Source organism: Lacrimispora xylanisolvens (genome assembly GCF_002934545.1).
GTDB classification, from domain to species: domain Bacteria; phylum Bacillota; class Clostridia; order Lachnospirales; family Lachnospiraceae; genus Lacrimispora; species Lacrimispora xylanisolvens.
In genome coordinates this window covers 343,666-366,460 of sequence record NZ_PTJA01000002.1, presented here as the reverse complement: position 1 = coordinate 366,460, position 22,795 = coordinate 343,666, and the positions used below count along the sequence as shown (strand labels likewise).

The 22,795-nt window shown below is 41.4% G+C and carries 22 protein-coding genes; 10 read left to right on the top strand and 12 right to left on the bottom strand.

The annotated features are described in order from the left end of the window. The first annotated feature begins 47 nt into the window (after positions 1–47). Complete coding sequence (locus BXY41_RS05040) at positions 48–992, top strand: LysR family transcriptional regulator (RefSeq protein WP_104435349.1); 945 nt, start codon at positions 48–50, stop codon at positions 990–992. 38 nt (positions 993–1,030) lie between these two features. Here BXY41_RS05040 and BXY41_RS05035 read toward each other — a convergent pair whose 3' ends face one another. The 4 genes from BXY41_RS05035 to BXY41_RS05020 all read right to left on the bottom strand — a co-directional run bounded on the left by BXY41_RS05035 (position 1,031) and on the right by BXY41_RS05020 (position 5,630). Next, complete coding sequence (locus BXY41_RS05035) at positions 1,031–1,513, bottom strand: hypothetical protein (RefSeq protein WP_104435347.1); 483 nt, start codon at positions 1,511–1,513, stop codon at positions 1,031–1,033. A 29-nt stretch (positions 1,514–1,542) separates the two neighbouring features. Next, entirely contained in the window at positions 1,543–2,385 is an 843-nt protein-coding gene (locus tag BXY41_RS05030) for an SGNH/GDSL hydrolase family protein (RefSeq protein WP_104435345.1), read from the bottom strand. 207 nt (positions 2,386–2,592) lie between these two features. Beyond that, complete coding sequence (locus BXY41_RS05025; protein ID WP_104435342.1) at positions 2,593–5,016, bottom strand: flavocytochrome c; 2,424 nt, start codon at positions 5,014–5,016, stop codon at positions 2,593–2,595. Positions 5,017–5,030: 14 nt separating this feature from the next. Next, positions 5,031–5,630 (bottom strand): NADPH-dependent FMN reductase, encoded by a 600-nt coding sequence (locus tag BXY41_RS05020; RefSeq protein WP_104435340.1) that lies wholly within the window; start codon positions 5,628–5,630, stop codon positions 5,031–5,033. A 173-nt stretch (positions 5,631–5,803) separates the two neighbouring features. On the opposite strand from BXY41_RS05020, the gene BXY41_RS05015 reads away from it, so the two are divergent. From BXY41_RS05015 to BXY41_RS04975, 9 genes are all read left to right on the top strand, one after another. Further along, a complete protein-coding gene (locus BXY41_RS05015; protein ID WP_104435338.1) occupies positions 5,804–6,742 on the top strand; it encodes a LysR family transcriptional regulator in 939 nt (312 codons plus the stop codon). A 1-nt stretch (position 6,743) separates the two neighbouring features. Beyond that, entirely contained in the window at positions 6,744–7,682 is a 939-nt protein-coding gene (locus BXY41_RS05010; protein WP_104435336.1) for an FAD:protein FMN transferase, read from the top strand. A 161-nt stretch (positions 7,683–7,843) separates the two neighbouring features. Then, positions 7,844–9,280: a methyltransferase gene (locus BXY41_RS05005; RefSeq protein ID WP_104435334.1), complete on the top strand. Its 1,437-nt coding sequence runs from the start codon at positions 7,844–7,846 to the stop codon at positions 9,278–9,280. 20 nt (positions 9,281–9,300) lie between these two features. Beyond that, positions 9,301–10,317 (top strand): saccharopine dehydrogenase NADP-binding domain-containing protein, encoded by a 1,017-nt coding sequence (locus tag BXY41_RS05000; RefSeq protein ID WP_104435332.1) that lies wholly within the window; start codon positions 9,301–9,303, stop codon positions 10,315–10,317. Between the two features lie 117 nt (positions 10,318–10,434). Then, on the top strand, positions 10,435–11,358 hold the full coding sequence (locus BXY41_RS04995) for a ketopantoate reductase family protein (RefSeq protein WP_104435330.1): 924 nt from the start codon (positions 10,435–10,437) through the stop codon (positions 11,356–11,358). A 31-nt stretch (positions 11,359–11,389) separates the two neighbouring features. Then, positions 11,390–12,091, top strand: coding sequence for a response regulator transcription factor (locus BXY41_RS04990; protein ID WP_104435327.1), 702 nt, complete (start codon positions 11,390–11,392; stop codon positions 12,089–12,091). Further along, entirely contained in the window at positions 12,088–13,311 is a 1,224-nt protein-coding gene (locus BXY41_RS04985) for a sensor histidine kinase (protein ID WP_104435324.1), read from the top strand. Before BXY41_RS04990 ends, BXY41_RS04985 begins: the two co-directional genes overlap by 4 nt. A gap of 69 nt (positions 13,312–13,380) precedes the next feature. Further along, entirely contained in the window at positions 13,381–14,076 is a 696-nt protein-coding gene (locus tag BXY41_RS04980) for an ABC transporter ATP-binding protein (protein WP_104435321.1), read from the top strand. Continuing rightward, positions 14,060–16,420 (top strand): ABC transporter permease, encoded by a 2,361-nt coding sequence (locus BXY41_RS04975; RefSeq protein ID WP_104435318.1) that lies wholly within the window; start codon positions 14,060–14,062, stop codon positions 16,418–16,420. The genes BXY41_RS04980 and BXY41_RS04975 overlap by 17 nt, the downstream gene beginning before the upstream one ends. A 49-nt stretch (positions 16,421–16,469) precedes the next feature. On the opposite strand, the gene BXY41_RS04970 is transcribed toward BXY41_RS04975, so the two are convergent. From BXY41_RS04970 to BXY41_RS04940, 8 genes are all read right to left on the bottom strand, one after another. Beyond that, the gene (locus tag BXY41_RS04970) at positions 16,470–16,829 is read right to left on the bottom strand and encodes a cupin domain-containing protein (RefSeq protein WP_104435315.1); all 360 of its coding nucleotides are present in this window, start codon (positions 16,827–16,829) and stop codon (positions 16,470–16,472) included. 75 nt (positions 16,830–16,904) lie between these two features. After that, positions 16,905–17,996, bottom strand: a complete 1,092-nt coding sequence (locus BXY41_RS04965; protein ID WP_104435312.1) for a DUF871 domain-containing protein — start codon at positions 17,994–17,996, stop codon at positions 16,905–16,907. 27 nt (positions 17,997–18,023) lie between these two features. After that, positions 18,024–18,845, bottom strand: a complete 822-nt coding sequence (larE, locus tag BXY41_RS04960; protein ID WP_104435309.1) for an ATP-dependent sacrificial sulfur transferase LarE — start codon at positions 18,843–18,845, stop codon at positions 18,024–18,026. Positions 18,846–18,851: 6 nt separating this feature from the next. Beyond that, on the bottom strand, positions 18,852–20,186 hold the full coding sequence (gene larC / locus BXY41_RS04955; RefSeq protein ID WP_104435307.1) for a nickel pincer cofactor biosynthesis protein LarC: 1,335 nt from the start codon (positions 20,184–20,186) through the stop codon (positions 18,852–18,854). 1 nt (position 20,187) lies between these two features. Next, positions 20,188–20,931: a nickel pincer cofactor biosynthesis protein LarB gene (gene larB, locus BXY41_RS04950; RefSeq protein WP_104435304.1), complete on the bottom strand. Its 744-nt coding sequence runs from the start codon at positions 20,929–20,931 to the stop codon at positions 20,188–20,190. A gap of 35 nt (positions 20,932–20,966) precedes the next feature. Further along, entirely contained in the window at positions 20,967–21,485 is a 519-nt protein-coding gene (locus BXY41_RS04945; protein WP_104435301.1) for a GNAT family N-acetyltransferase, read from the bottom strand. 14 nt (positions 21,486–21,499) lie between these two features. Then, positions 21,500–21,676 carry a hypothetical protein gene (locus BXY41_RS26610; RefSeq protein WP_170072222.1) on the bottom strand — a complete coding sequence of 59 codons (177 nt, stop codon included), beginning with the start codon at positions 21,674–21,676 and terminating at the stop codon, positions 21,500–21,502. Positions 21,677–21,747: 71 nt separating this feature from the next. Next, positions 21,748–22,416: an exonuclease domain-containing protein gene (locus BXY41_RS04940; RefSeq protein ID WP_170072221.1), complete on the bottom strand. Its 669-nt coding sequence runs from the start codon at positions 22,414–22,416 to the stop codon at positions 21,748–21,750. Positions 22,417–22,795 lie beyond the last annotated feature (379 nt).

Here is a 22,795-nt window from a genome sequence, read left to right as displayed (position 1 = left end):
TCTATGCAGTAAAGCTATAGGCAAACAAGAAAAAGGAGAAATCAGCCATGGATTTAAAAGAAGCCAGATACATTCTTGCTATATCCAGAAATAAAAGCATCAGCAAAGCTGCAGAAACGCTTTTTATTTCCCAGCCGTCCTTAAGCAAATATTTAAAAAATCTGGAGCAGCAGCTTGGGACCCGGTTATTTGACCGGGTAGGAAGCGGTTATTATCCCACTTATATCGGAGAGCGTTACATTCATTATGCGGAAAAGATTGTGGAGTACGGAATGGAATGGAATATTGAATTTGATGATATTATGCACCATAACCACGGCCGCCTAAACATCGCTCTCCCCATCATGCTTGGGAACAGTCTGATTGACCCCACACTGATGAGATTTCACAGGCTTTATCCAAATGTCACCGTCAATATGATGGAGGAAGTCAATTTTGTAGCCGAACACACCTTAACGGATCATACGGTGGACTTAACCTTTTATAATGTGCATGAGTTCCCTACTGATCTGGATTATCAGATTATTGGGAAAGAGGAAATGATTCTTGTGTTATCTGCCGAGAATCCACTGGCAAAAAAAGCAATCAAAAAAGAAGGCTTTCAATATCCGTGGATTGATTTAAGCCTTCTGTCCGGGGAATCCTTCATTCTGCTTTACCCTGATCAGAATACGGGAGGAATCGCATTAAAGCTCTTTGAAGAATATGAAATGGAACCGGAAATTCTGCTCCATACCCGTAACAGCGAAATGTCCATCCGTCTGGCCATGGAGGGGCTGGGTGCCGCGTTCGCACCGGAAAGTTATTATCACTATTTAAGAAACAGAGAACCTTCCTCTTCTGTCTGTCTTTCCGTGGGAAAAACCAGAAACGATAATACACTGATAGCCGCTTATCAGAAAAACCGGTATCTGCCTAAATACGCCAAAGCATTTTTGGATATTCTCACAGAATATTATGAAACGGAGCATGCTGCCTGTTTTCCAAATTAAGTGAAAGAAAACGCGCCCGGAAAACCGGACGCGCCTTTTTACATGGTCATCATAGCGACTCCAAATAATATGATCAAATCAAGCAATAAACATACACCTGTGACACAGATAGAAAATACAGCCAGATTCTTTTTTTGTGGATTAACGGATCTGCTGATAATCAGGGTGCTAGACAGCAGACCGAGACAAAGACCGATTAATCCGCAAAATGCCCAGCCTCCTAATGACAGAATTGCAGACAATATGTACGTCCATTTCGGTATGTTTTCAAAAGGAACGTAAGGTGCCTTTGAGTTTAAATAAACTCCATCCACAGCCAGATCAACTTTTCTGCCTATTGCAGTCAGATGAACTGTGGTTCCGTCCAGATCAAGGGGAACATCAAACAGACGAATAAACAGGCTTTTGTTCTTAATTGGGGTTGAGACACCATCGACGACTGCCTTTGCTTTAAAAACTCCCGGTTTCAATGCAATCTCATGATTCACTCCGTTTACTGTAACATTCCATTTGCTTTTCATACTAATTCTCTCCAATTTTATAATTTATACTATTTGATACCAGCTGCAATCAGCTGTAATTTTCCAGCTGTCTGCTCATCCAGATCCCCAAAGTATGTAAGTCCCTCCGGTGACTGATTATAAAGAACGTTATATAAAACACAGGCAGAAAGATAGGTACCTGCTGGTGACGGATGGTTTTCATCTTTGTCCCATAACTCGATCTCCGGAAACTGGGAGGTACATCTCATAAAAGCGATACCAGCAGGAGCCAGCAAGGCATCCAGTTCTTTTGCGATATTGATATAATGGCTGGCTATTTCTGTCTGCATCTCATCTCTGGACTCCCTATATTTAAGCCCTGCCAGAAGATCGATTGAAATCCCTTCTTTAAACGCCCATGTCATGAGAAATACCGGTTCTCCCTGTGCCTGACGGATCAGGGAATCAAGGGTTCTGGCTGCTGAATACATGGTTTCTTCTCCCATGGTGGCAATTCCGCTTTGCTCTTGTAAAATCACATAATCCCATGTGTAATTTTCCAGTGCATCGTATACCTGGCTTCCAACTTCATCCTCCCGGTCTGCGAAATATTCCAGACGATAGGAACCTTCTGTCAGTTCATATACATCAGCCATAAATCCACCGCTTTGGCTTAACTGTGTAAATACAGACGGCAGGTCATTGGTATACGTCATACTGTTTCCCAAAAATAAAACCGAAGGCTGATCTTTCACCGGGTCTGGTTTCTTTAAATTCAGATCCTGCGTAAAATCCATAGGCTGGACTTTGTCTCTTTTCAAGGCGCTGGATATCAGTAAGTATCCACCAATTAACAATGCAGCAAATACTGCTAAAACAATGATAACAATCTTTTTTACTGTTGATTTCATACTCCCACTCCTCTATTTATTCTTTTATTTGTATCGGCATAAATAGGAAATAATATAGGGATCCAGGGAAATTCGTTACTTTTTGTTAACTTTCAACAATTGTATATTGTTTTTAGTAACTAATTATATCTGATTATAAAAAGAAAAAGCCGATAACCGCATAATTATATATGCATGTCATCGGCTCTTGTCTATACGCCTTTATTATTATTTCATTTCATCCACTGCAGTCTTACCGGCAATTCGTCCAAAGGTAAAGATATCTGTTAATGCGTTGCCGCCAAGACGGTTTCCTGCATGAATACCTCCGGCAACTTCTCCGGCCGCATAAAGATGTTTAATTGGCTGGCCATTTTCATCTAATACATGAGTATTGGTGTCGATCTTAAGACCACCCATGGTATGATGAACCGCTGGCTTTCTTGGAGTTGCATAGAACGGTGCTTTCTCCACTTTCAGGCTGAATGTATCCTTATGGAATTCCGGATCAAAGCCTGCATCGACATAAGAATTATATTTTATAATGGTCTCCTTAAGAACTTCTGGATCCATACCAACTTTTACTGCCAGTTCTTCGATGGTATCGGCTCTGAATAAGGTACCTGCTTCTACCTGACGGTCTAATTTCTCCTGGCTTGTATTGGCAGCGGTTTTCTTGATTTCATCATCTGCAATCAGATAGAATAAACCACCCTGATCGATAGCCGCTTTTGTTAATACATCTCTGCCTGAGAACTCATTTACAAAACGTCTTCCGTTTTTATTAACGATTACAAAGTTTTCCGGTGGTACCTGAATTCCACTAAACAGCTCACCAGTATCCGGATCTGCAACAGGCATCATCTGGGTAAATCCCATACCTGTCAGTGCTGCTCCTACTGATTTACCAAGCTGGATTCCATCACCTGTCATAGCAAAGGAATTGGTGGTTCTTATGTTGTCATCGATGGCACTCCAATAGGTGTTATATTCCTTTAACATCTTTGTATTGGCACCAAAACCGCCGCTTGCAAGTACAACAGCTTTGGCATGAACTGTGATCTTCTGGCCATTGACACCAGTTGCTATAACTCCTGTGATCTCGCCATTTTCCAGAATAAATTCTTTTACAGGACTGTCAGTGATAATCTTTCCGGAGTGCTCCTCCACATATTTTGTGAGAGCAAGGATAAATGCGGTACCATAGCTTTTCACTGGCTTATGGCCACGGCGCCAAAGAGCTCCAACCGGAGCAAATACAACGCTCTTGTCATACTCAACGCCGATCTCTTCCAGCCATTTAACACTTTCTAATGCTCTGTCAGTAAGGATTTTTACCAGGTCGTACTGTCCGTAGATGGTATTGCCTTGTAAGTCGGTACGCTTTCCGCCAAAATAGGTCTGCATTCTGTGAAGAAGAGGGGAATCGAATAAATGACCTTTTCCTGTCCCAAATTTCTCCTGGTATTTGGCAAACTCTTCTTTCAGTGCATGGAAATCATCTAAATATTCCGGATGAATCTGGCTTTCATCGGTAGCTAACAATGACTCGATGGTATGTCTTTCTCCCGGATTTTCCTCAAACTCTCTCTGCCATTCAGGATCAGCCGCATTAACCGGACCACCGGAACGTATGGTATTTCCGCCTACTGCCGGATATTTTTCAAGTACAATTACACTGGAGCCATTCTGTAATGCAGTGGCAGCCGCGCTGAGTCCGGCGCCGCCTCCACCAACAACTACCACATCACAAGTATACTCTTCGTCTTGTCTGTTCCGGCTGCTGGCAGGTTTTGGACGTCTCTTAAGTATATCAGGGTTGACTCCGGCAAGCTTCACTGCTTTGGCAACACCATCAATTACACCGTTGCTGGTTTCAGATGCACCAGAGAGCGCATCCACATTCAGAGTCTGTCCTTCAATGATTTTATCCGGTATTCTTACAAATACCACATCTGCGATTCCCTCGGTTTCACCCTTGGTATCTATATGAATGCTTTCAATTCTTTTTTCGCTGAAGGATACCTTCATTGGAAGATTTCCGCTGTGACCGATTGCGTTTACTTCATATTCGCCAGGAGTAAAGGAAAAATCCTCTTCCTCATTAAGCTGATTTGCGATGGTGGCAAAACGCATAAAGCGAAGGAAACAGATATCCAGGAAATCGATAGTTCCTTCATTAACCAGATCACCGGCTTCATCAAATGCCTTGCTTGCATTTCCCAGTAAAAACTCATATCCTGGCATTACATTTGCATCCACACCCGGTGCATCCAGGATCTGGCGAAGGTGAAGCTGGGCACGGGAAGATCCCTGTGTTCCCAAAGAAGCGCCAACGATCATAACCGGCTTGCCTGCAAGTGGATGGAGATCAAAGCTCAGCCACTCAATCAGACTTTTAAGTCCGGATGGAATGGAATGATTGTATTCAGGAGTAGCCATAATAACACCGTCACACTCGGTGATCTTATTATTAAACATCTGGATCACTTCACCGTAGGACTGGTTATCAGACTGATTAAACATGGGAACATCTGTGATATCAAGTACTTCAATTTCTGCTTTTGACTCAAAATGTTTTTTCATAAACTGAAGGAGTTTACGATTATATGATTTTTTTGCATTCGTTCCAACAATTGCTATAAATTTCATTGATATGAATCCTCCTACTCTTGCCAAGTGAATTTTTTTGCGCTTTTCTTCTGAACCTTTTCTGCCAAAAGTTTCATCGTGATATCCGTAAACAGAACAAATTCCCTGAAAATTTCATCAAGCTCGGCTAACTTGTCCGGATAGATGAGATCTCCGGCATTATCAAATGCGGCTTGTGATTTTCCTAACAGGAACTCACTGCTTGGCATAATTCTGGCTGCCAGCTCAGGGGAATCAAGAATCTGTCTTAAGTGGGCCTGGGCACGGGAAGAACCAAGTGTACCATGGGAAGCCCCTACAATTAAAACAGGCTTATCCGTAAGCGCCTGACTTGTATAGCTGATCCATTCAAGAGCACTCTTTAAAACTGCTGGTATGGCATGATCATACTCCGGAGTTGCTATAATAACGCCGTCTGCATTTAAGATTTTTTCGGATAACTCCTCTACCTTTTCAGGAACTTCAGAATCCTCTGGTTCCATAAAGGCTGGTAAATCTTTTATCTCATATAATTCAATCTCCGCCTCACTGGAAAAATGTTTTTGCATAAATTGAAGCAGCATGCGATTAGTTGACACATCTGAATTCGTGCCCACGATTGCTAAATATTTCATAGTAATCTCCTTCCTATCCATTAAGTTCTCACAGTTGTACTTATGTGTTTGATATAATTTTAACACATCGTTCTTATATTATCTAATAGTTATTTATTGAAGTTTGATAACAAATTTGTTATAATCAAAAATAATCGCAAAAAAGCAAATTATTTCTCAAAGAAAGGAATAAAATGTCGAAAATCTCTTCTCAGGAAATTCTGTATTATATTGATGCCATTTTAAAATACAGTAACTATGGCAAGGCTGCTAAATCCCTTTATATTTCTCAACCTTATCTGACGCAGGTGATTAAAAGAGTGGAAAATGAATTAAACTGCGAACTGATCACCAGGAACAAGCTGCCTTATCGGTTAACCGAACAGGGAAAAATCTATTATCAATATCTGACCTCATTAGAAAATAATTATGCAAAGCTGCTAAGGGAAATATCCGATGTATCAGATATTGACAAAACGGTTATAAAAATAGGGGTTCTTCCCAGTCTTGGTACCTACCTTCTACCTCTTTTTCTACCTGATTTTCTTACCCTGCATCCAGACTGCAGAATTGAATTATTGGAAAGTCTGCCTGAAAAAAATGAGAAGCTGACCCAAAACAATGAGCTGGATTTCTGGATTGGGCAAAATTCAAGGAATATTTCACCCAACTTAAACTCGGTCAGCTGGGGCAGACACAGATACCGGGCTGTGATCCCCCGCTGCAGCGATTTGTATCAGGAAGATAGAGCCGTCATTTCGGAAGGCAGCATCGACATGAGTAAAATCTTATGCCAAAAGCTGGTTCTCACCTCCAAAGGCTCCGCCATCAGAAAACAAATCGACCAATTGCTAAACCTTTATAAGGTTGAACCCCGTATCATCATGGAGAGCACAGAGATCAATACCATTTTAAAGCTTGCCACAGGTAATTTAGGAATCACCTTTATTCCCGAAAGCGTCTATGTGAAGGAAAGTCCGTCGGAATACAATCTCTATCAGATACCCATAGACGAACTGAGCTTAGACTACTTCATAGCATACCACAATGAAAGAAAACTATCCAATATTGATCATGACCTGATAAATGCCTTTTTGATTCATGGACAGAACAATTCCGATCTGGGAGAATGAAATGACAGAGTATACAAAGATTATATATCTTATGGGAACAAAAATTTCCCTTTCTATTAAGGGAGAAGAAACAGAAATGCTGGCAAAAAAGGCGGAAGAAATGCTGATCCGTTATAATGAGATCTTTAGTGCCAACAGTGATCACTCCCAGCTTGCGATGATAAAAAAAATGGCTGGAATCGCACCTCAAAAGGTGGATGAGGAGCTGTATGAACTGATAAAAACAGGAAAAAAACATAGTCTGAATGAGAATTCATTTTTAAACATCGCAATCGGACCGTTAATAAAGCTTTGGAAAATCGGTTTTACAGAAGCACATGTACCAGATAAAGAGTCCATAGCAAAAGTGCTGGAGCTTTTAGATCCTGAATCGATCCAGCTTAATGAGGAGAACAAAACCGTCTTTCTGCAAAAAAAAGGAATGGAACTAGACCTGGGAGCCATTGCCAAGGGCTATTTCGCAGATAAGGTCATGGAGTTTTTTAAAGATCATGGCGCGGTTTCAGCTATGGTAGATATGGGCGGCAATGTGCTGGTGCATGGAGACTCCCCCTCCGATGGCAGTGACTGGAACGTGGGAATCCAGAACCCGTTTTTACCCAGAGGAAATGCGGCTGCACTGGTTAAAATAAGGAATCAGTCTGTTGTAACATCAGGTATCTACGAAAGAGTCCTTGAAAAGGAAGGCAGTAAATACCATCATATTTTTAACAGCAAAACCGGCTATCCCATGGAAAGCAATATTGCTTCTCTGACTGTGGTCGCCGACCGGTCCCTGGACTGTGATATTTATACCACAGAATTGTTTGGACTGGATGCAGTATCAATCATTCATAAAGTGAATAATCTGAAAGATTTGGGTGCTGTCGTAATAACCTTAGATGGAAAATTGGCCTGCACGGAAAACCTTATGGGACGAATTCATCCATTAAGTATGTAATATAAAACTTTAATATGCTCCTACTCATAGCCTACCAATCGCCTCATCACCGATGGTAGGCTTTTCATGTGCAAACTAATAATGTTTTATTGACAAACAAAACGATTGTATGCTAGGATAACATTAGTAAGAATAATTATTATAATAAAGGAGAAGTATTTATGTCTGAAGTAGAAAACAGTCCAAAGCGTTATTATAAAGTCATGCACAATTACCAGGAGGCTCAATTGCTTTTTGCTGCAATACGTTTGAATATTTTTTCCTATCTTGATACACCTCAGACTGCACAAGCTGTAGCAGAAGCGATTAATTGCGACAAGCATCATATGGAACTTATGTTGTTATCACTGGTCTCCTGCGGTTTGGTGAATAAGCAGGAAGAATATTATAGAAATACACCAGAAACAAGAAACTTTTTATCCCGCAACAGCAATGTGTTTCTTGGTGATACACTCTTGTTTCGGGAAAAGATGACCTCTCTTGGACAACTGGAAGAAAAGATAAAGTCAGTACCTTCCGCAAATAATGAGACTTATGATTTTTCTGAACTTGCCCGTTTGTCTATTCCTGAAATGTACTCCGGACGTGTACAGGCATTTATAAATCAAGTGGACAAGTTATTTCCTGATCATAACGAGTATCTCAACATACTGGATCTGGGAGGCGGAGCAGGCATTCTGGATGTGGAACTGATCAAACATTTTCCAAACAGTAAGGCAACCGTCATGGAAACGCCGGATGTTTCTAAGGTTACAAGGGAAATTGTGGAGAAATATGGGGTACAGCAAAAGGTCCAGGTGATTTCAGGTGATTTCAATCATGACCCTTTGGGCGGACTTTATAATATGGTTATTGCCTCAGGCGTTCTGAACTTTGTTGAGGGTGATTTAACTGATTTCATAAAGAAAGTATCTGATTCATTAGAAGACGGCGGTTATTTGTTTATTATAGGGCAGTTTGCAGATGAAAAAGACGCTGTTCCTGCAAATATGTTAAGCTGGCTGTCCGGGTTTCTGGATGGCATCCCCTTACCTCCTGGTGCTCAGGATATTGAAACAGCATTACAAACGTGTGGTCTTACTCCAGTGGACAGGGTGAAGGTTGCTATGTTTGAGGGTTACATTTACCGAAAAGAGGAAAAGAATGAATCTGTGAATTCAAAAGATGTAATCAACTCATTTATTGAATTAACGGAAAGTATTTCAAATTCTAAAACGAATATTCTCAATTTTGGAAGTGAGGATATGACGTTTCATCGTGGAGAAATTCACATGATTAAAACAATTGGAGATTATCCGGGAATTCACAGTGCTGAGCTTGCGAGGAAATATGGTATAACAAGACCGGTTGTTCATAAGACTTTACAGAAATTATCAGAGAGAGATTTAATCATAAAAAAAGATGATCCGGAAGATAAAAAACGCTATTTACTTTATTTGACGGAAAAGGGAAATGCTGCCTACAGGGCTCATGAAAAATATCATAGTGATAATGATCAATCACTTTTCGATTTTCTCAATGGAACTTCCAGCGAAAATTTAGCAACTATTAAAGGATTTTTAGAACATGCTATCGGTTTAATACAAAATCACTCATAATCCAAAAGAGGAGGGCGAAAATGAATCCAGATCGTAAAATCATGATTATTGGCGGGCATGGTAAGGTAGGCCAGTCTATTACAAAAGAACTGAAAAACTACAGTTTGATCCTGGCAGGACGAAACGAAGAGAAAATGAAAAGGTTCATTCAAAAAGAACAGCTAAAAGCAGAAATCTGCGTAATGGATATTCTTAACATTGATTTTGCATTGCTACAAAATGTAGGCTGGGTTATTGTTTGTGTCGATCAGGAGAATACCCTGCTGGTAGAATATTGTGATAAAAACGGAATCGATTATATGGATGTCACTGCAAATTCAGAATATATTGATAAGATTCGTAAACTTAAACTTAAGGGCACAAGCAAAATTTTGCTGGGAATTGGTCTTGCTCCTGGACTTACAAATCTTCTGGCCGAAAAATTTGTCCAAATGTATCCCACAGAAAAATATATTGATATACAGCTTATCTTAGGGATGGGCGAAAAACACGGAGATGCTGCCATAAAATGGACTCTGGATAATTTTACGAAAAACTACAGTCATATCATCCATGGTAATATGAAGCCATTTACTAAAAAAAACAAAATGGAGACAATGCAGAAGCGATTTTATTCGTTTAATTTTAACTTTGTGGACCAGCACATGTTAAATAATAAATTTAAAGATAAGATATTTACCACTTATCTGGGTTTCGATCAGTCTATTATCACTGTATTCCTGTATTGGGCAAACAAACTTGGATTTCTCAGATTATTGAAGAATAAAAAAATATATAAGATGGCAGAACAATTGCTTCGGAATCCCAAAATTGGTTCAGATATTTTTATCGTGTCTATTCAGTCCGGTAAGAAAAGCCTGTATGCATGGGGACATGATGAAGGAAGATTTACCGGACTGATTGCTGCTGAATCAGCAAAGCGAATGGCAGATCCCACATTAAAAAAGGGGATTCTGGAAATATCAGATATTATAAATATAGAAGATATCGAAGACAATGACTTGTTTCAGTTAACCCTTCAGAAAAAAGCAGAGTAAGTAACTCTGCTTTTGGATTGCCAGATCATGTATCTTCATATTCCAAAAGCAAAACATCTATGATAAGATTAATTTTATAACTTATAATTTGGTAATTTAATCCTGGGGAGGGAAAACATGAACAAAGATATTAAAAAGACTGCCGTCATTGGAATGGGTGCACTGGGTATGTTATATGCAAGCCAGATCTACTCTGCTTTTGGACCTGATTCTGTCTATTTTCTTGCTGACCAGAAACGAATCCAGCGCTATCAGAAAATGACTTTTACAATAAATGGGACCCCCTGGTCTTTTCCCATGAAAGCGCCTGAAAATGCATGTCCTGCAGATTTGATAATTATAGCGGTTAAATACAACGCCCTGCCATCAGCACTGGAACTAATGGCTTCCTCAGTGGGGCCTGATACCACCATAATCTCAGTTATGAATGGAATTGACAGCGAAGCGATAGCAGGCAAACGGTATGGAGATGAAAAAGTACTCTATTGTATCGCTCAGGGAATGGATGCCATGAAATTCGGCGCCGATTTAACTTATACCAGATCCGGAGAATTATGTCTTGGTACCAGAATAAAGGGACAGGAAAATCGGCTCGATGCCTTAACCAGATATTTTGATTCCGCCGGAATCTCCTATCGTACCGAACGTGATTTTTCAAAAAGGCTCTGGGGGAAATTCATGTTAAATGTGGGAATCAATCAGACCTGTATGGCATATGAGGCCAATTATGCCCAGGCTCTTACTCCAGGTACCCCATACGATACATTAGTCGGAGCCATGAGAGAAGTAATATTGCTGGCGCAAAAAGAAGGCATTACCCTGACAGAAGGCGACCTGGAAGCATACATAGAACTTTTAAAAACCCTTTCACCTGAGGGAGTTCCATCCATGCGCCAGGATGGGATCGCCCACAGACCATCGGAAGTAGAGATGTTTTCGGGCACAGTACGCAGACTTGCCGCGAAACACGGTCTTGCTGTTCCAGTAAACGATATGCTTTATAAAAAAATCAAAGATATGGAATCCACTTATATTTCTTAAATCCAGCCCAGAAACAAAAGGAGGAGGTATGATGAGCAATCGGATTTTACTTTTAGAGGATGACATCAGCTTAGTAGATGGATTGAACTATTCTTTAAAGCGCAATGGCTTTGATGTTGAACTCGTCCGTACCGTAGAAGAAGCCATAGGCTGTTTACCTAAAATGGATCAATACGACTTACTAATTCTTGATGTGGCATTGCCGGATGGAACGGGTTTTGAAGTATGTGAAAAAGTGAGAAAACAGGGATATCCGATTCCGATTCTGTTTTTAACAGCTTCCGATGAAGAGGTAAATGTCATTCGCGGGCTGGACAGCGGCGGCGATGACTATGTGACAAAACCCTTTAAACTGGGTGAGCTTTGTTCCCGGATTCGTGCCTTACTGCGCCGGGCGGGAAAATCCGGTCAAAATAACCTTACCGTTATAGAATGTGGTGATATTTGGATTGATCTTTTAGGAAGCAGGGTGCTGTTAAATGAAAAAACTCTAGATTTAACCAGTGCAGAATACCGTCTTATCTGCTTATTAGTAAGAAATTCCAACCGGGTCATTACCCGCAATCAGATTTTAAATGAACTGTGGGACAATCCAGGCGACTTTGTGGACGATAACACTCTTTCCGTTTACGTTCGCCGGCTCCGGGAAAAAATTGAAGCTGATCCATCCCATCCGGAGCATTTAATCACCATCCGGGGTTTTGGTTATCAGTGGAATGAGGTGTCTGTATGAACCTCTTTCAAGATAAGCAAATCAAACATTATACCGCGTTTATTTTAACTCTTGTTTTGCTGATTTTTCTTTCTGTCATTAGTTTGAATGCTGTTCAGGTAAAAGCCATGCATGGTCTGTTTCTATCCCACGACAATGCCGTTGTGACTTCTCTTTTTCAACAGGGTGTTTCAAAAGATGTAATTGCCAAAGCCATTACCAGTACAACAAACAGCCAGGAGGGAGCCGCTCTGCTTGCTGATATAGGTGTAACAGAGCATACCGCAATCAGATTTCTTCCCTTTATTGATGAATTTCATAAGATTTCCTTATACTGTATGCTGCTTTTTAGCGTGATTCTGTCCTCTTTGCTTTTGGCTGGATCATTTATTTTTTTTTGGAAAAGAGAGCAGCTCTATCTGCAGGCAGCAAAGGTAATTACCAATTTTACAGAAGGCGATTTTTCTTACCACATGCCGCAAATGAAAGAAGGAACCATATATCGTCTCTTTGCCTGTGTAGATCAGCTTGCTATGATCCTGCAGTCAAAAAACGAAGCTGAGAAGAAAGCGAAAGATTTTTTAAAAAGTACTATTTCAGACATATCACATCAGCTGAAAACACCACTTGCGGCTCTTACTATGTATCATGAAATTATTTCTGAGGAGCCGGATCATGTTCAAACCGTAATAGAATACTCCCAAAAAACAGAATTAGCACTAAAACGTATGGAACAACTGATTCAAGTCATGCTGAAAATAACCCGATTAGACGCCGGCAGTATTGTGTTTGGAAAAGAAAGCTGTGGTTTATGGGAATTAATTTCCCAGTCTGTCAGTGAACTGACAACAAGGGCAGCCCGTGAGGGAAAAGAAATTATTGTAGATGAAGTACCGGAAGAAACTCTTATTTGCGATAAGCAGTGGACCAGCGAAGCAATTGGAAATATAGTTAAAAATGCTTTGGATCATACCGATTCGGGTGGAACAATCCACGTTTCCTGGAACCGGACCCCTGCCATGCTGCGCATCATGATTTCAGATAATGGCTCCGGTATTGCACCGGAAGATTTACATCACGTATTCAAACGTTTTTACCGCAGCAAAAAATCTCTGGATACCCAGGGAATCGGTCTGGGTCTGTCACTGGCAAAAGCCATTGTTGAGGGTCAGGGAGGTATCATCTCCATTCAAAGCGCACTGGGGGAAGGGACCGTTTTTACGATTTCCTTCCTTACGTAACTGTAAGCTGTTATTCACCCGATTGTAAGATGTACCTGTTATTCTCTTCTGAAAGGAGGTACTCATCATATGCAGATTTTAAAAGTACGTCATTTATCAAAAACCTACGGAACAGGTGAAAATCAGGTAAATGCCCTGAAAGATGTCTCTTTTACATTAGAACAGGGAGAATTTGCTGCCGTTGTTGGAGAATCAGGTTCCGGTAAAAGTACGCTGCTTAATTGTATCGGAGCTCTGGATACCCCTACTGCCGGGAATATCTATATGGACGGAAATGATTTATTTTCAATGGAAGAAGAACAGCGTACCATTTTCAGGCGGCGTAATATCGGCTTTGTATTTCAGTCTTTCCAGCTTGTTGCAGAATTGACTGTGGAGCAGAATATTATGTTTCCCATTCTTCTGGATTACAGAAAACCCGATCAATCGGCTGTGAATGAAATTTTAAAAGTCTTAGGGCTTTTGGAACGCCGCCATCACTTGCCTTGCCAGTTATCCGGCGGCCAGCAGCAGCGTGTTGCCATTGGACGGGCTCTGATCACAAGGCCCAAACTGATCCTGGCGGATGAACCCACCGGAAATCTGGACAGCAAAAACAGTAAGGATGTAATTGATTTACTGGTCAAGGCATCCCGCCTTTATCAGCAAACGATTCTGATGATTACCCATAACAATCATCTGACTACCTCAGTAGACCGCGTGCTGCGGGTTTCGGATGGGGTTCTGACGGATTTGGGAGGCAAAGAGAATGAAAAGTTATCTTGACCTTGTTCCCATTTCAGCCAAAGTCCATAAAAGGCAGAACAGAATGTCTGTATTCTGCATTGTTTTAGCGGTGTTTCTGGTCACAACTATTTTTGGTATGGCCGACATGTTTATACGCAGCCAGATCATGCAGGCCCGTATTGAGGACGGTAATTGGCATGTGATGTTTCGAAACATAAACGAAGAACAAGCCACCCTGATTTCTGCACGGCCGGAGGTAACCGCATCTTCCTGGTACGGTGTCCTTAATTTCAGGGGCGAACAAGGCTATACTGTATCAGGAAAAAACGTGATTATAGTGGGAAGTGATAAAGACTGGATTACTAAAATGCAAACTCATGATATTCAGGACGGAGACTTTCCACAGAATGACCATGAGGCTATGGTCACCGAAAACGCGAAGACAATGCTTGGCTTGCAAATCGGAGATTCCATTTCAGTCTATGGACCTGACGGAACCAGCTATAAATTCATGATTTCTGGCTTTACTAAAAATGCTGCTAAAACAATGAAAGAAGACTCCTACGCAGTTTGCCTGACTACCCAGGCATTTCGCTCTTTATATCCTGGAGTCTCAAATGGTCAGCCTGCTGAGTATAACAGCATCTTTTTTGTACAGTTTTCTACTCATAGCAATATACGAAGTACAATTGCCGATATGAAATCTCAACTGGGACTTTCGGACGAACAGGTTTCGGAAAATACGAAGTTACTGGGCTTACTTGGTCAAAGCGGAAATTCTTTTATGATGCAAATCTATTGTTCAGCTGCTGTTTTATTTTTATTAGTATTGCTGGCAGGCATTATGATGATTGCCAGCAGCCTAAACAGCAATGTGGCACAGCGCACGGAATTTTTTGGAATGATTCGCTGTATCGGTGCCACCCCAAAGCAGTTGATGAGATTCGTCCGGAGGGAAGCCCTTGGCTGGTGTAAGTTTGCTATACCGTCGGGCATTTCTTTGGGAGCCGTTATTATTTGGATCTTGTGCGCCTTACTACGTTTTCTCAGCCCGGAATACTTTGCTGAAATGCCGGTATTTGGAATAAGCCTGCCCAGTATCATGGCCGGCATCTGTGTTGGTATCCTGACGGTTCTGCTGGCGGCTCGTTCACCGGCAAAAAGAGCTGCCGGGGTTTCGCCACTTGCAGCCGTATCCGGAAATGCAAATTCTCTGCAGCCTGTGCGCAAAGCGGCAAATACAACACTATTTAAAATTGATACAGTTCTTGGATTCCATCATGCGAAAGCCAGCAAAAAAAACTTTATTTTGATGGTAGCTTCCTTTTCACTCAGTATTATTCTTTTTTTGGGGTTTTCGGTCACAATTGATTTTATGCATCATTCCCTTACTCCCTTGAAGCCGTGGACTCCGGATTTATCTATTGTAAGCCCTAATAATACCTGTTCGGTTCCTGGTAGCTTATTGGAAAAATTAAAAGAAAATCCGGCGGTTAAGCAGGTATACGGGAGAATGTTTGCCTATAACGTACCAATTACGGTAAATGGTCAGGAAAAAAAAGTGGATTTGATTTCTTATGAGGAAAATCAATTCAGATGGGCTAAGAATTATTTACTGGATGGATCTTTCAATTCCGTCCAACAGAAAAACAATACCGGACTGATTGTTTTTAAACCGCAAAATACCATAAAAACCGGAGATACGGTCTCTCTGCACATAGGGGGGCAAACGGCAGATATAAAAATCGTCGGTTCTCTTTCTTCCAGCCCCTTTAACAATGCCCCCGACATTGGAACAATCATCTGTTCTGAAAATACATTCCGGCAGCTGACCGGTAAAACGAATTATACCATTATTGATTTGAAGCTATCTAAGAACGCAACAGAAGCTGATGTTGATGAAATTCACAGAACAGTTGGTATGGATGTCACCTTTTCCGATGAACGCTCCGGTAATCGCAGCGTAATAGGTTCGTATTACTCTTTTGGATTGTTTATCTATGGATTCATGGCTTTGATTGCTTTAATTACCATATTCAATATTGTAAACAGCATTGCCATGAGTGTCTCCTCCCGTATGAAGCAGTATGGTGCATTTCGTGCCATTGGCTTAAGTAACCGCCAGCTGATAAATATGATAGTTGCAGAAGCCTCTGCCTATGCGATTACAGGTTGTATCTTCGGCAGTATTTTCGGGTTAATGCTCAACCAGTTCCTGTACGCAAAACTGGTAACTTCTCACTGGGGCGAGCAGTGGAATGTTCCATTTATACAAATGGCCATTATCATAACAATTGTCTTATTATCCGTTATTCTGGCTGTACGAGGTCCAGTAAAACGCATCTGCCATATGTCCATTGCAGATTCCATAAGTGCACAGTAATAATACCATAAATTTTAAAAGGCAGGTTCTACAGAATCTGCCTTATTTATTAAATTCTCTCCAGATCTACAACCGTCTTACTGTTTGTGACGTTGCCAGTATTTAATGTACTTTTAGGTTCAATTAAAAGCACATGAACTTCATTCTCCGCAACAGGCATATGTTCTACTCCCTTGGGGATAATAATTGTTTCTCCCTCCTTCAGGCATACATCTTTATCTCTGAATTTTACTGTCAGCACGCCTTTTACCACATAGAACATCTCATCTTCGTTGTCATGGGTATGCCAGGTGAACTCTCCCTTAAACTTAGCAATCTTTACGTATGATTCATTTAATTCTCCAACAATTTTGGGGCTCCAATATTCGTGAAAGAGCTGAAACTTTTCTTCTAAATTGATCTTATCCATTTTTATTTCTCCCTTTGTTTTATTCAAAAACAATTGCAAGAGTGAAAGATCAAAAATCTCTCACTCTTGTAGTTATCAGTTATGTATGAATCCAAATTCATATTCAGGCAGCAGACATTCCAACAGAATCCATTCTTCCCGCGGTATTTTCCCGATCAGGTTTCTTTCACCATCATTTGGCATATCCTGAAGCACAATTTGCAGTTCTCCTCTGTAATGTGCCAGATTATCGTTTACCGCAACCACATCTCCTTTATGAAAGAAATCTCCTTTCAATTCTCTGCAAGGGATACTTTTATTCCTATACGCTTCTCTGGGCCAGGACGAGCGTATCATATAATCAGATGCATCTCCTCTTGAAAGATGTCTGTATTTAAATATAAGCTCTCTTTCAGATTCTGTACAGTCTTTCACTATCTCAATATGAAACGTAATTTTACTGCAATCCACTTCAGACATAAGCTTTAACTCTTCTTCTGTTGCAAAGCAATTACCTATAATTATATCATCAATTATATTGGTGGCTAACAAATGCCTCATTTGCAAATCTATAGGGAGATTACGGTGAATTTCACAGGTGGGCAGCCCTGCTTTTACCGGCCACGGTCCAAAGGTGTTCTTATTCTGGCTTGAAACAAAAGCCGCGGTCCTGAATCCACTTTTTTTATATTTCTCAGTTAAATTCAGAAAACGTTTCCAACCAAGCCCTGAATATCGTTGCGGGTAAAAATTATGACACGTCACCATATTCCAGCGATCAGCACCCCGCTCCACCAATAAATCCAGATCCATATTGGATGATCCATTAAATTCAATGGGTATCATATAGGGATTCCTGGTAATTGCAATATCTTCCAAATCTCCGAAATGTCCATCCAATCGGATAATATCGACTCCTAAATCAGCAAATGGTTTTATTTCAAAGGGAGTCGCTCCCAGATATGCAAATACTGCCGGATTGGTATCAACGGCAACTTCAAACCCGTATTGGTGTGCAAGTTCCATAAATTCAGCAAACTCTTTTATTATCTCTTCTTTTGATTTCCGAACTGACAGCAGGCAGGTGAAAATTCTATTAAAACCATACCCTGATGCCAGTTTCATGTAGCTTTTTATTTCACTTTTTGTACTGTGTTCCGGGTAAATTGAAATACCTAACTTATGCATACTATCCCCCCTGTAAATAATTTCAAATTATTGAATCCCCACATCCATGCTTCCAGAGCGAAACCCTTCCAAATCCAAAGTAATATAGGCAAAACCAAGTTCTTTTAAATAAGAGATCACAGCATCCCTGTCTTTTAAAACACTGGCAAACGAATCCTGATCCACTTCAATCCGAACAATATCCTTATGCAGCCTCAGCCGAACATTCCCCTTAAAACGGGATCGGAGGAACTCCTCCCCCTCACCGATTTTTCCCAGAATATCATAATCTATTTCTGTATTATACGGCAGTCTGGTTGCCATACAGGGAGCAGATGGTCTCTGTGCCACAGAGATTCCATATTCCGCGGCTAATGCCTTTACCTGTGCCTTGGTGATATGAAGTTCTGCCAGAAGGCTGATGATTCCCAGTTCTTTTAAAGCTCTGATCCCAGGACGGTACACATGCATATCATCTTCATTGGTTCCATCCATAATAACAGGAATATTTCTTTCCCCTGCAAATTCCTTCAGACTTAAAAACAGCTTTTTCTTGCATAAATAGCATCTGTCTACTGGATTGAAACGAATCTCCTCCTGCTCCAGCTCATCTACGGTAATTATCTGGTGAATTCCCCCCAGCTCTTTTGCCACATTAGAAGCAATTTGAAGATCACAGGATGGATGGAGCCTGCTGTCAAATGTTACAGCATACACCTTTTTCCCTGTCTTTTCCACCGCTTTTGCCGCAACTTTTAACAGGAGACTGGAATCAACTCCACCGGAAAAAGCAAGACAGATATCTTCTTTGGCGTACTCCCCCATCGCCTCTTCCAGTTTTACCTTAAGACTTAATAAGTTTTCATCCATGTGATCTTAATCCTCCCTTTGCAGATTCCGGTAAATAGTATGATAATCCAGTCCGCTCTTTCGGCACAGGGCTTTTACACTCTCATATTCCGGATAATAAAATTCCCTGTCTTTATATTTACACACCTTAATCTCTGCTTCTCCCCACTGTGTCATCACTGTTCTCTTTTCACGAGGCAGAACCGTCCTGTTAACAGGGCATCTCCTTATTCCAATGGTTGTCGTCTGAATAAACAGGATCTCTTCCATGGATTCGATCTGGTTTTTTTTACAGATGACAGAAAGCATATAGGCGGGCCGGTTCTTTTTCATGAAGATTGGTGTATACCACACGTCAGCCGCGCCTGCGTCAAGCAGAGACTCCATGGCAAGGCCAAGTGCCTCACCGCTGCAGTCATCAATGTTGGACTCCAAAACCCACATCTCATCTCCCGCCGAATCTTCCTCCTCAGAAAGAATCATGGCGCGCAGAACATTGGCCTGCTTAAATTCCTTTTTCCCTGCCCCCATTCCAGTCTTAAGAATCTGACAGGATGACGGCAGTCTGTCTTCTGTTTTTAAAGCCGCCGCAATCGCCGCACCAGTAGGGGTAACCATCTCTCCCTCATTATCGGTCAGACGCAGTTTCAAACTATATGCCGATGCGATATTCGCTGTGGCTGGTACGGGAACAGGAATCACTCCATGCTGGCAGCGTACGCTTCCAAATCCCTCTGCCAAAGGTGAAACAACGATTGCATCCACTCCCAGATTATCCACGCAGACAGCAACACTGATAATGTCAATAATGGAATCAATCGCCCCAACCTCATGAAAATGTACCTCTTCCAACGGAATACCATGAGCTTTGGCCTCTGCCTCCGCTACAATATCAAACATCCGTCTTGCCATAGCTTTTACCCGTTCATCCGCTGCCAGACGGTCTATAATTTTATATATATCACCTATGTTCCTGTGTTCATGAGAATGATGATTCTCATTACTGTGGTCATGTTCATGACTGTGTTCATGCTCATGGCTGTGTTCATGCTCATGGCTGTGTTCATGCTCATGGCTGTGTTCATGTTCATGGCTGTGCTCATGCTCGTGGCTGTGTTCATGCTCATGGCTGTGTTCATGCTCATGGCTATGCTCACGCTCCGTCTCCAGATGAACATCAAAATCGTACGCATCAAGTCCACACTTTTTTGTTCTTCCAAAATGAAGGTGGTATCCACTTAAATTAAGGCTATCCAGCGCGTTTTCCAGTACTTCTTTATCCGCGCCCAGATCCAGGAGAGCTCCCACCGTCATATCCCCGCTGATTCCCGAATTACATTCCAAATATAATATTTTTTTCATTTTATCTTACCGCCAGTCGATTGATCTGTGTCGCAATGTATCCTGCCCCATACCCATTGTCAATATTTACTACCGAAATGCCATTTGCGCAGGAATTAAGCATGGTTAAAAGTGCTGATAATCCATGAAAGCTGGCCCCATACCCAACTGATGTGGGTACCGCTATTACCGGGCATTCCGCTATGCCTGCTATGACAGTTCCCAAAGCGCCTTCCATTCCGGCCGCTGCCACGATGCAGTTGGCTTGTCCAATTCGTTCCCGGTTGGACAACAGGCGGTGTATTCCCGCCACGCCCACATCATAAATCCGATCCACGTAAGAACCGAAGTATTCCGCTGTCTGGGCTGCTTCCTCTGCAACCGGTATATCCGCAGTACCGCCCGTGCAGACCGCTATGCAGCCGGTTCTTTCTTTATTCTTCCGTTCAACCTTAAGGATTCTTGAAATAGGATCGTAGGTAACTTCAGGAACTGCCGCTTTCACTAACTCAAACTGTTCTTTCGTCGCTCTGGTTCCCAGGACCTCTCCGTCCCGTTCAAAGAATTTTTTGTAGATCTGCACCAGATATTCATCTGGCTTGCCCTGACAGAACACTGTTTCTCCAAAGCCCGAGCGGAGAGCCCGGTGATGATCCAGTTTGGCATATCCCAAATCTTCATAAGGAAGATCCTTTAAGATCTTTTGTGCCTCATCTACCCCCATCTCACCGTTTTTTACCAGGTTAAGCATTTCTTTTATGTCCATCCTTCTCACCTTTCCTCTGCTGTACCTAAATGCGCTTAAAACAGCTTTTTTAACAGTATATCCCGAATATATCCACCGTATTTCTCTTTGGTGAGAACTACTTCATATCCCTGCCTTAATACATTATTTCTGCTATAGTTATTATCAGGGTGAACGGTACACATCAGATATTTGTATCCCATTTTTTTAAGATCTGCTTCTCCCCGCTGCATCATGGAATACTGAAGGCCATTGCCTCTGTAGGAAGGAAGGATTGCAACCGATTCCATGTGTGCCACTTTTTCCAATTCCTCCTGCGCCAGCCCAATATCCCTGCCTAAATTCTCTTCTTTCATTCCAGGCAGCGCAACAATAAAAACACCTGCAACCGCGCCGGAATCTTTATCCACCGCTTTATATCCCAGTCCGTTTCCTTCTTTCAGGATTCGGGTAGTATATTCACTGTCATCAGCAACAAACCAGTGCTTGTTATCGATGTCCGCCCATACTTTTTCAATGATTTCCGCCATCATTTCGGCATCTTCCCCAGATGCCCGCTCAATACTAAATTCCATGTTTTTCCTTTCTGTCAGAGAAGGAGTGTAGATGAAACTGTCGCTTCCGTTGTTACAACCTGTGCTTTCCCTCTGGGAACATCTATATCATTACTGCCCGTTATGTAACTGTAAACTCCGGCACAAAGCAATACAACAATTAAACAAAGTGCAATGAACATGACCTTATTATATAAATTTTTATCCTCCATACCGCTCCCTCCTTTTTCTGGTACAACAGTCTATGCAGTCTGTCTTCTTTGCATCACACAGTCAGCGTGATTCAACCATTTTTTGTAAAACGGCACTGGGGATAATTGGAACAGCCGTAAAATACACCAAATTTGCCGTTTCTTTTCTTTAATAAGCCACCACACTGGGGACATATGAATTCTTCTCCAGTCCCGGAAAGCTTTCCCATCTGCTCATAACACTGCTGATTCATCATGCAGTCTGAAAGAGCCCGGTGTGCCCCTTCCGTGGGTATATTAAAATGTTCGGAAATATCCGTAAGCCGGTGGCGATACAACTGGGGCAGTCGCTCCTTTGCCATATATAAGGTATCAATATAATCATTGGGTAACGATATTCTAAGAAGTTCTTCCGATACCCGATATAAAAACAGCAGATCAAAGGTCTGAATATTATGCCCGATTAAGACTTCTCCCTCTATAAAAGAAAGAAATTCCGGCAGAACCTCAGTAAGCCTGGGCGCTTCTCTTACCATCTCATCCGTTATTCCGTTAACTTTTGTTGCCCCTGCCGGTATATGAGTCCCTGGATTAATTAACCTGCTGAACTGGTCCGTTATCACATGATTCTTCACTTTCACTGCAGATATCTCTATAATGGAGTCTTCCTGTGTATCCACTCCCGTTGTCTCTAAATCAAATACTACGTAATTTTCTATGTATTGGTTCAAACGTCTGCCTGTCAATTCGATTCCAGCCATAGTTCCCTCCATTTCTGTATGCAACAGGACTTAATCCTTTTATCTTTTGTAACATTTCTATTATAACGTCTCCAGATGTGTACATCAAGTTAAAACGAGGAAAACGTTTTCTATATGATTTGAAAAAGTAAATTTCACCACCACCTAATCATTACTATTTTAAATATAATGAGGCATCAATAACTATTTTTCATCCCTCTGCCACATATCTCCGATTTTCCAACCTTCTCTATTCTTGTTTAGGGCATATCAGCAATCGGCTCTTTATCCTTGCCTCGCCGTTATTAACTTGCGTGGCATGATAAGAACATTTTTCTTTATATGCCCTTTTTCTTCAATTTTAGATCCGTTCTATACTATTTGAGGCATGGCAGCAAAA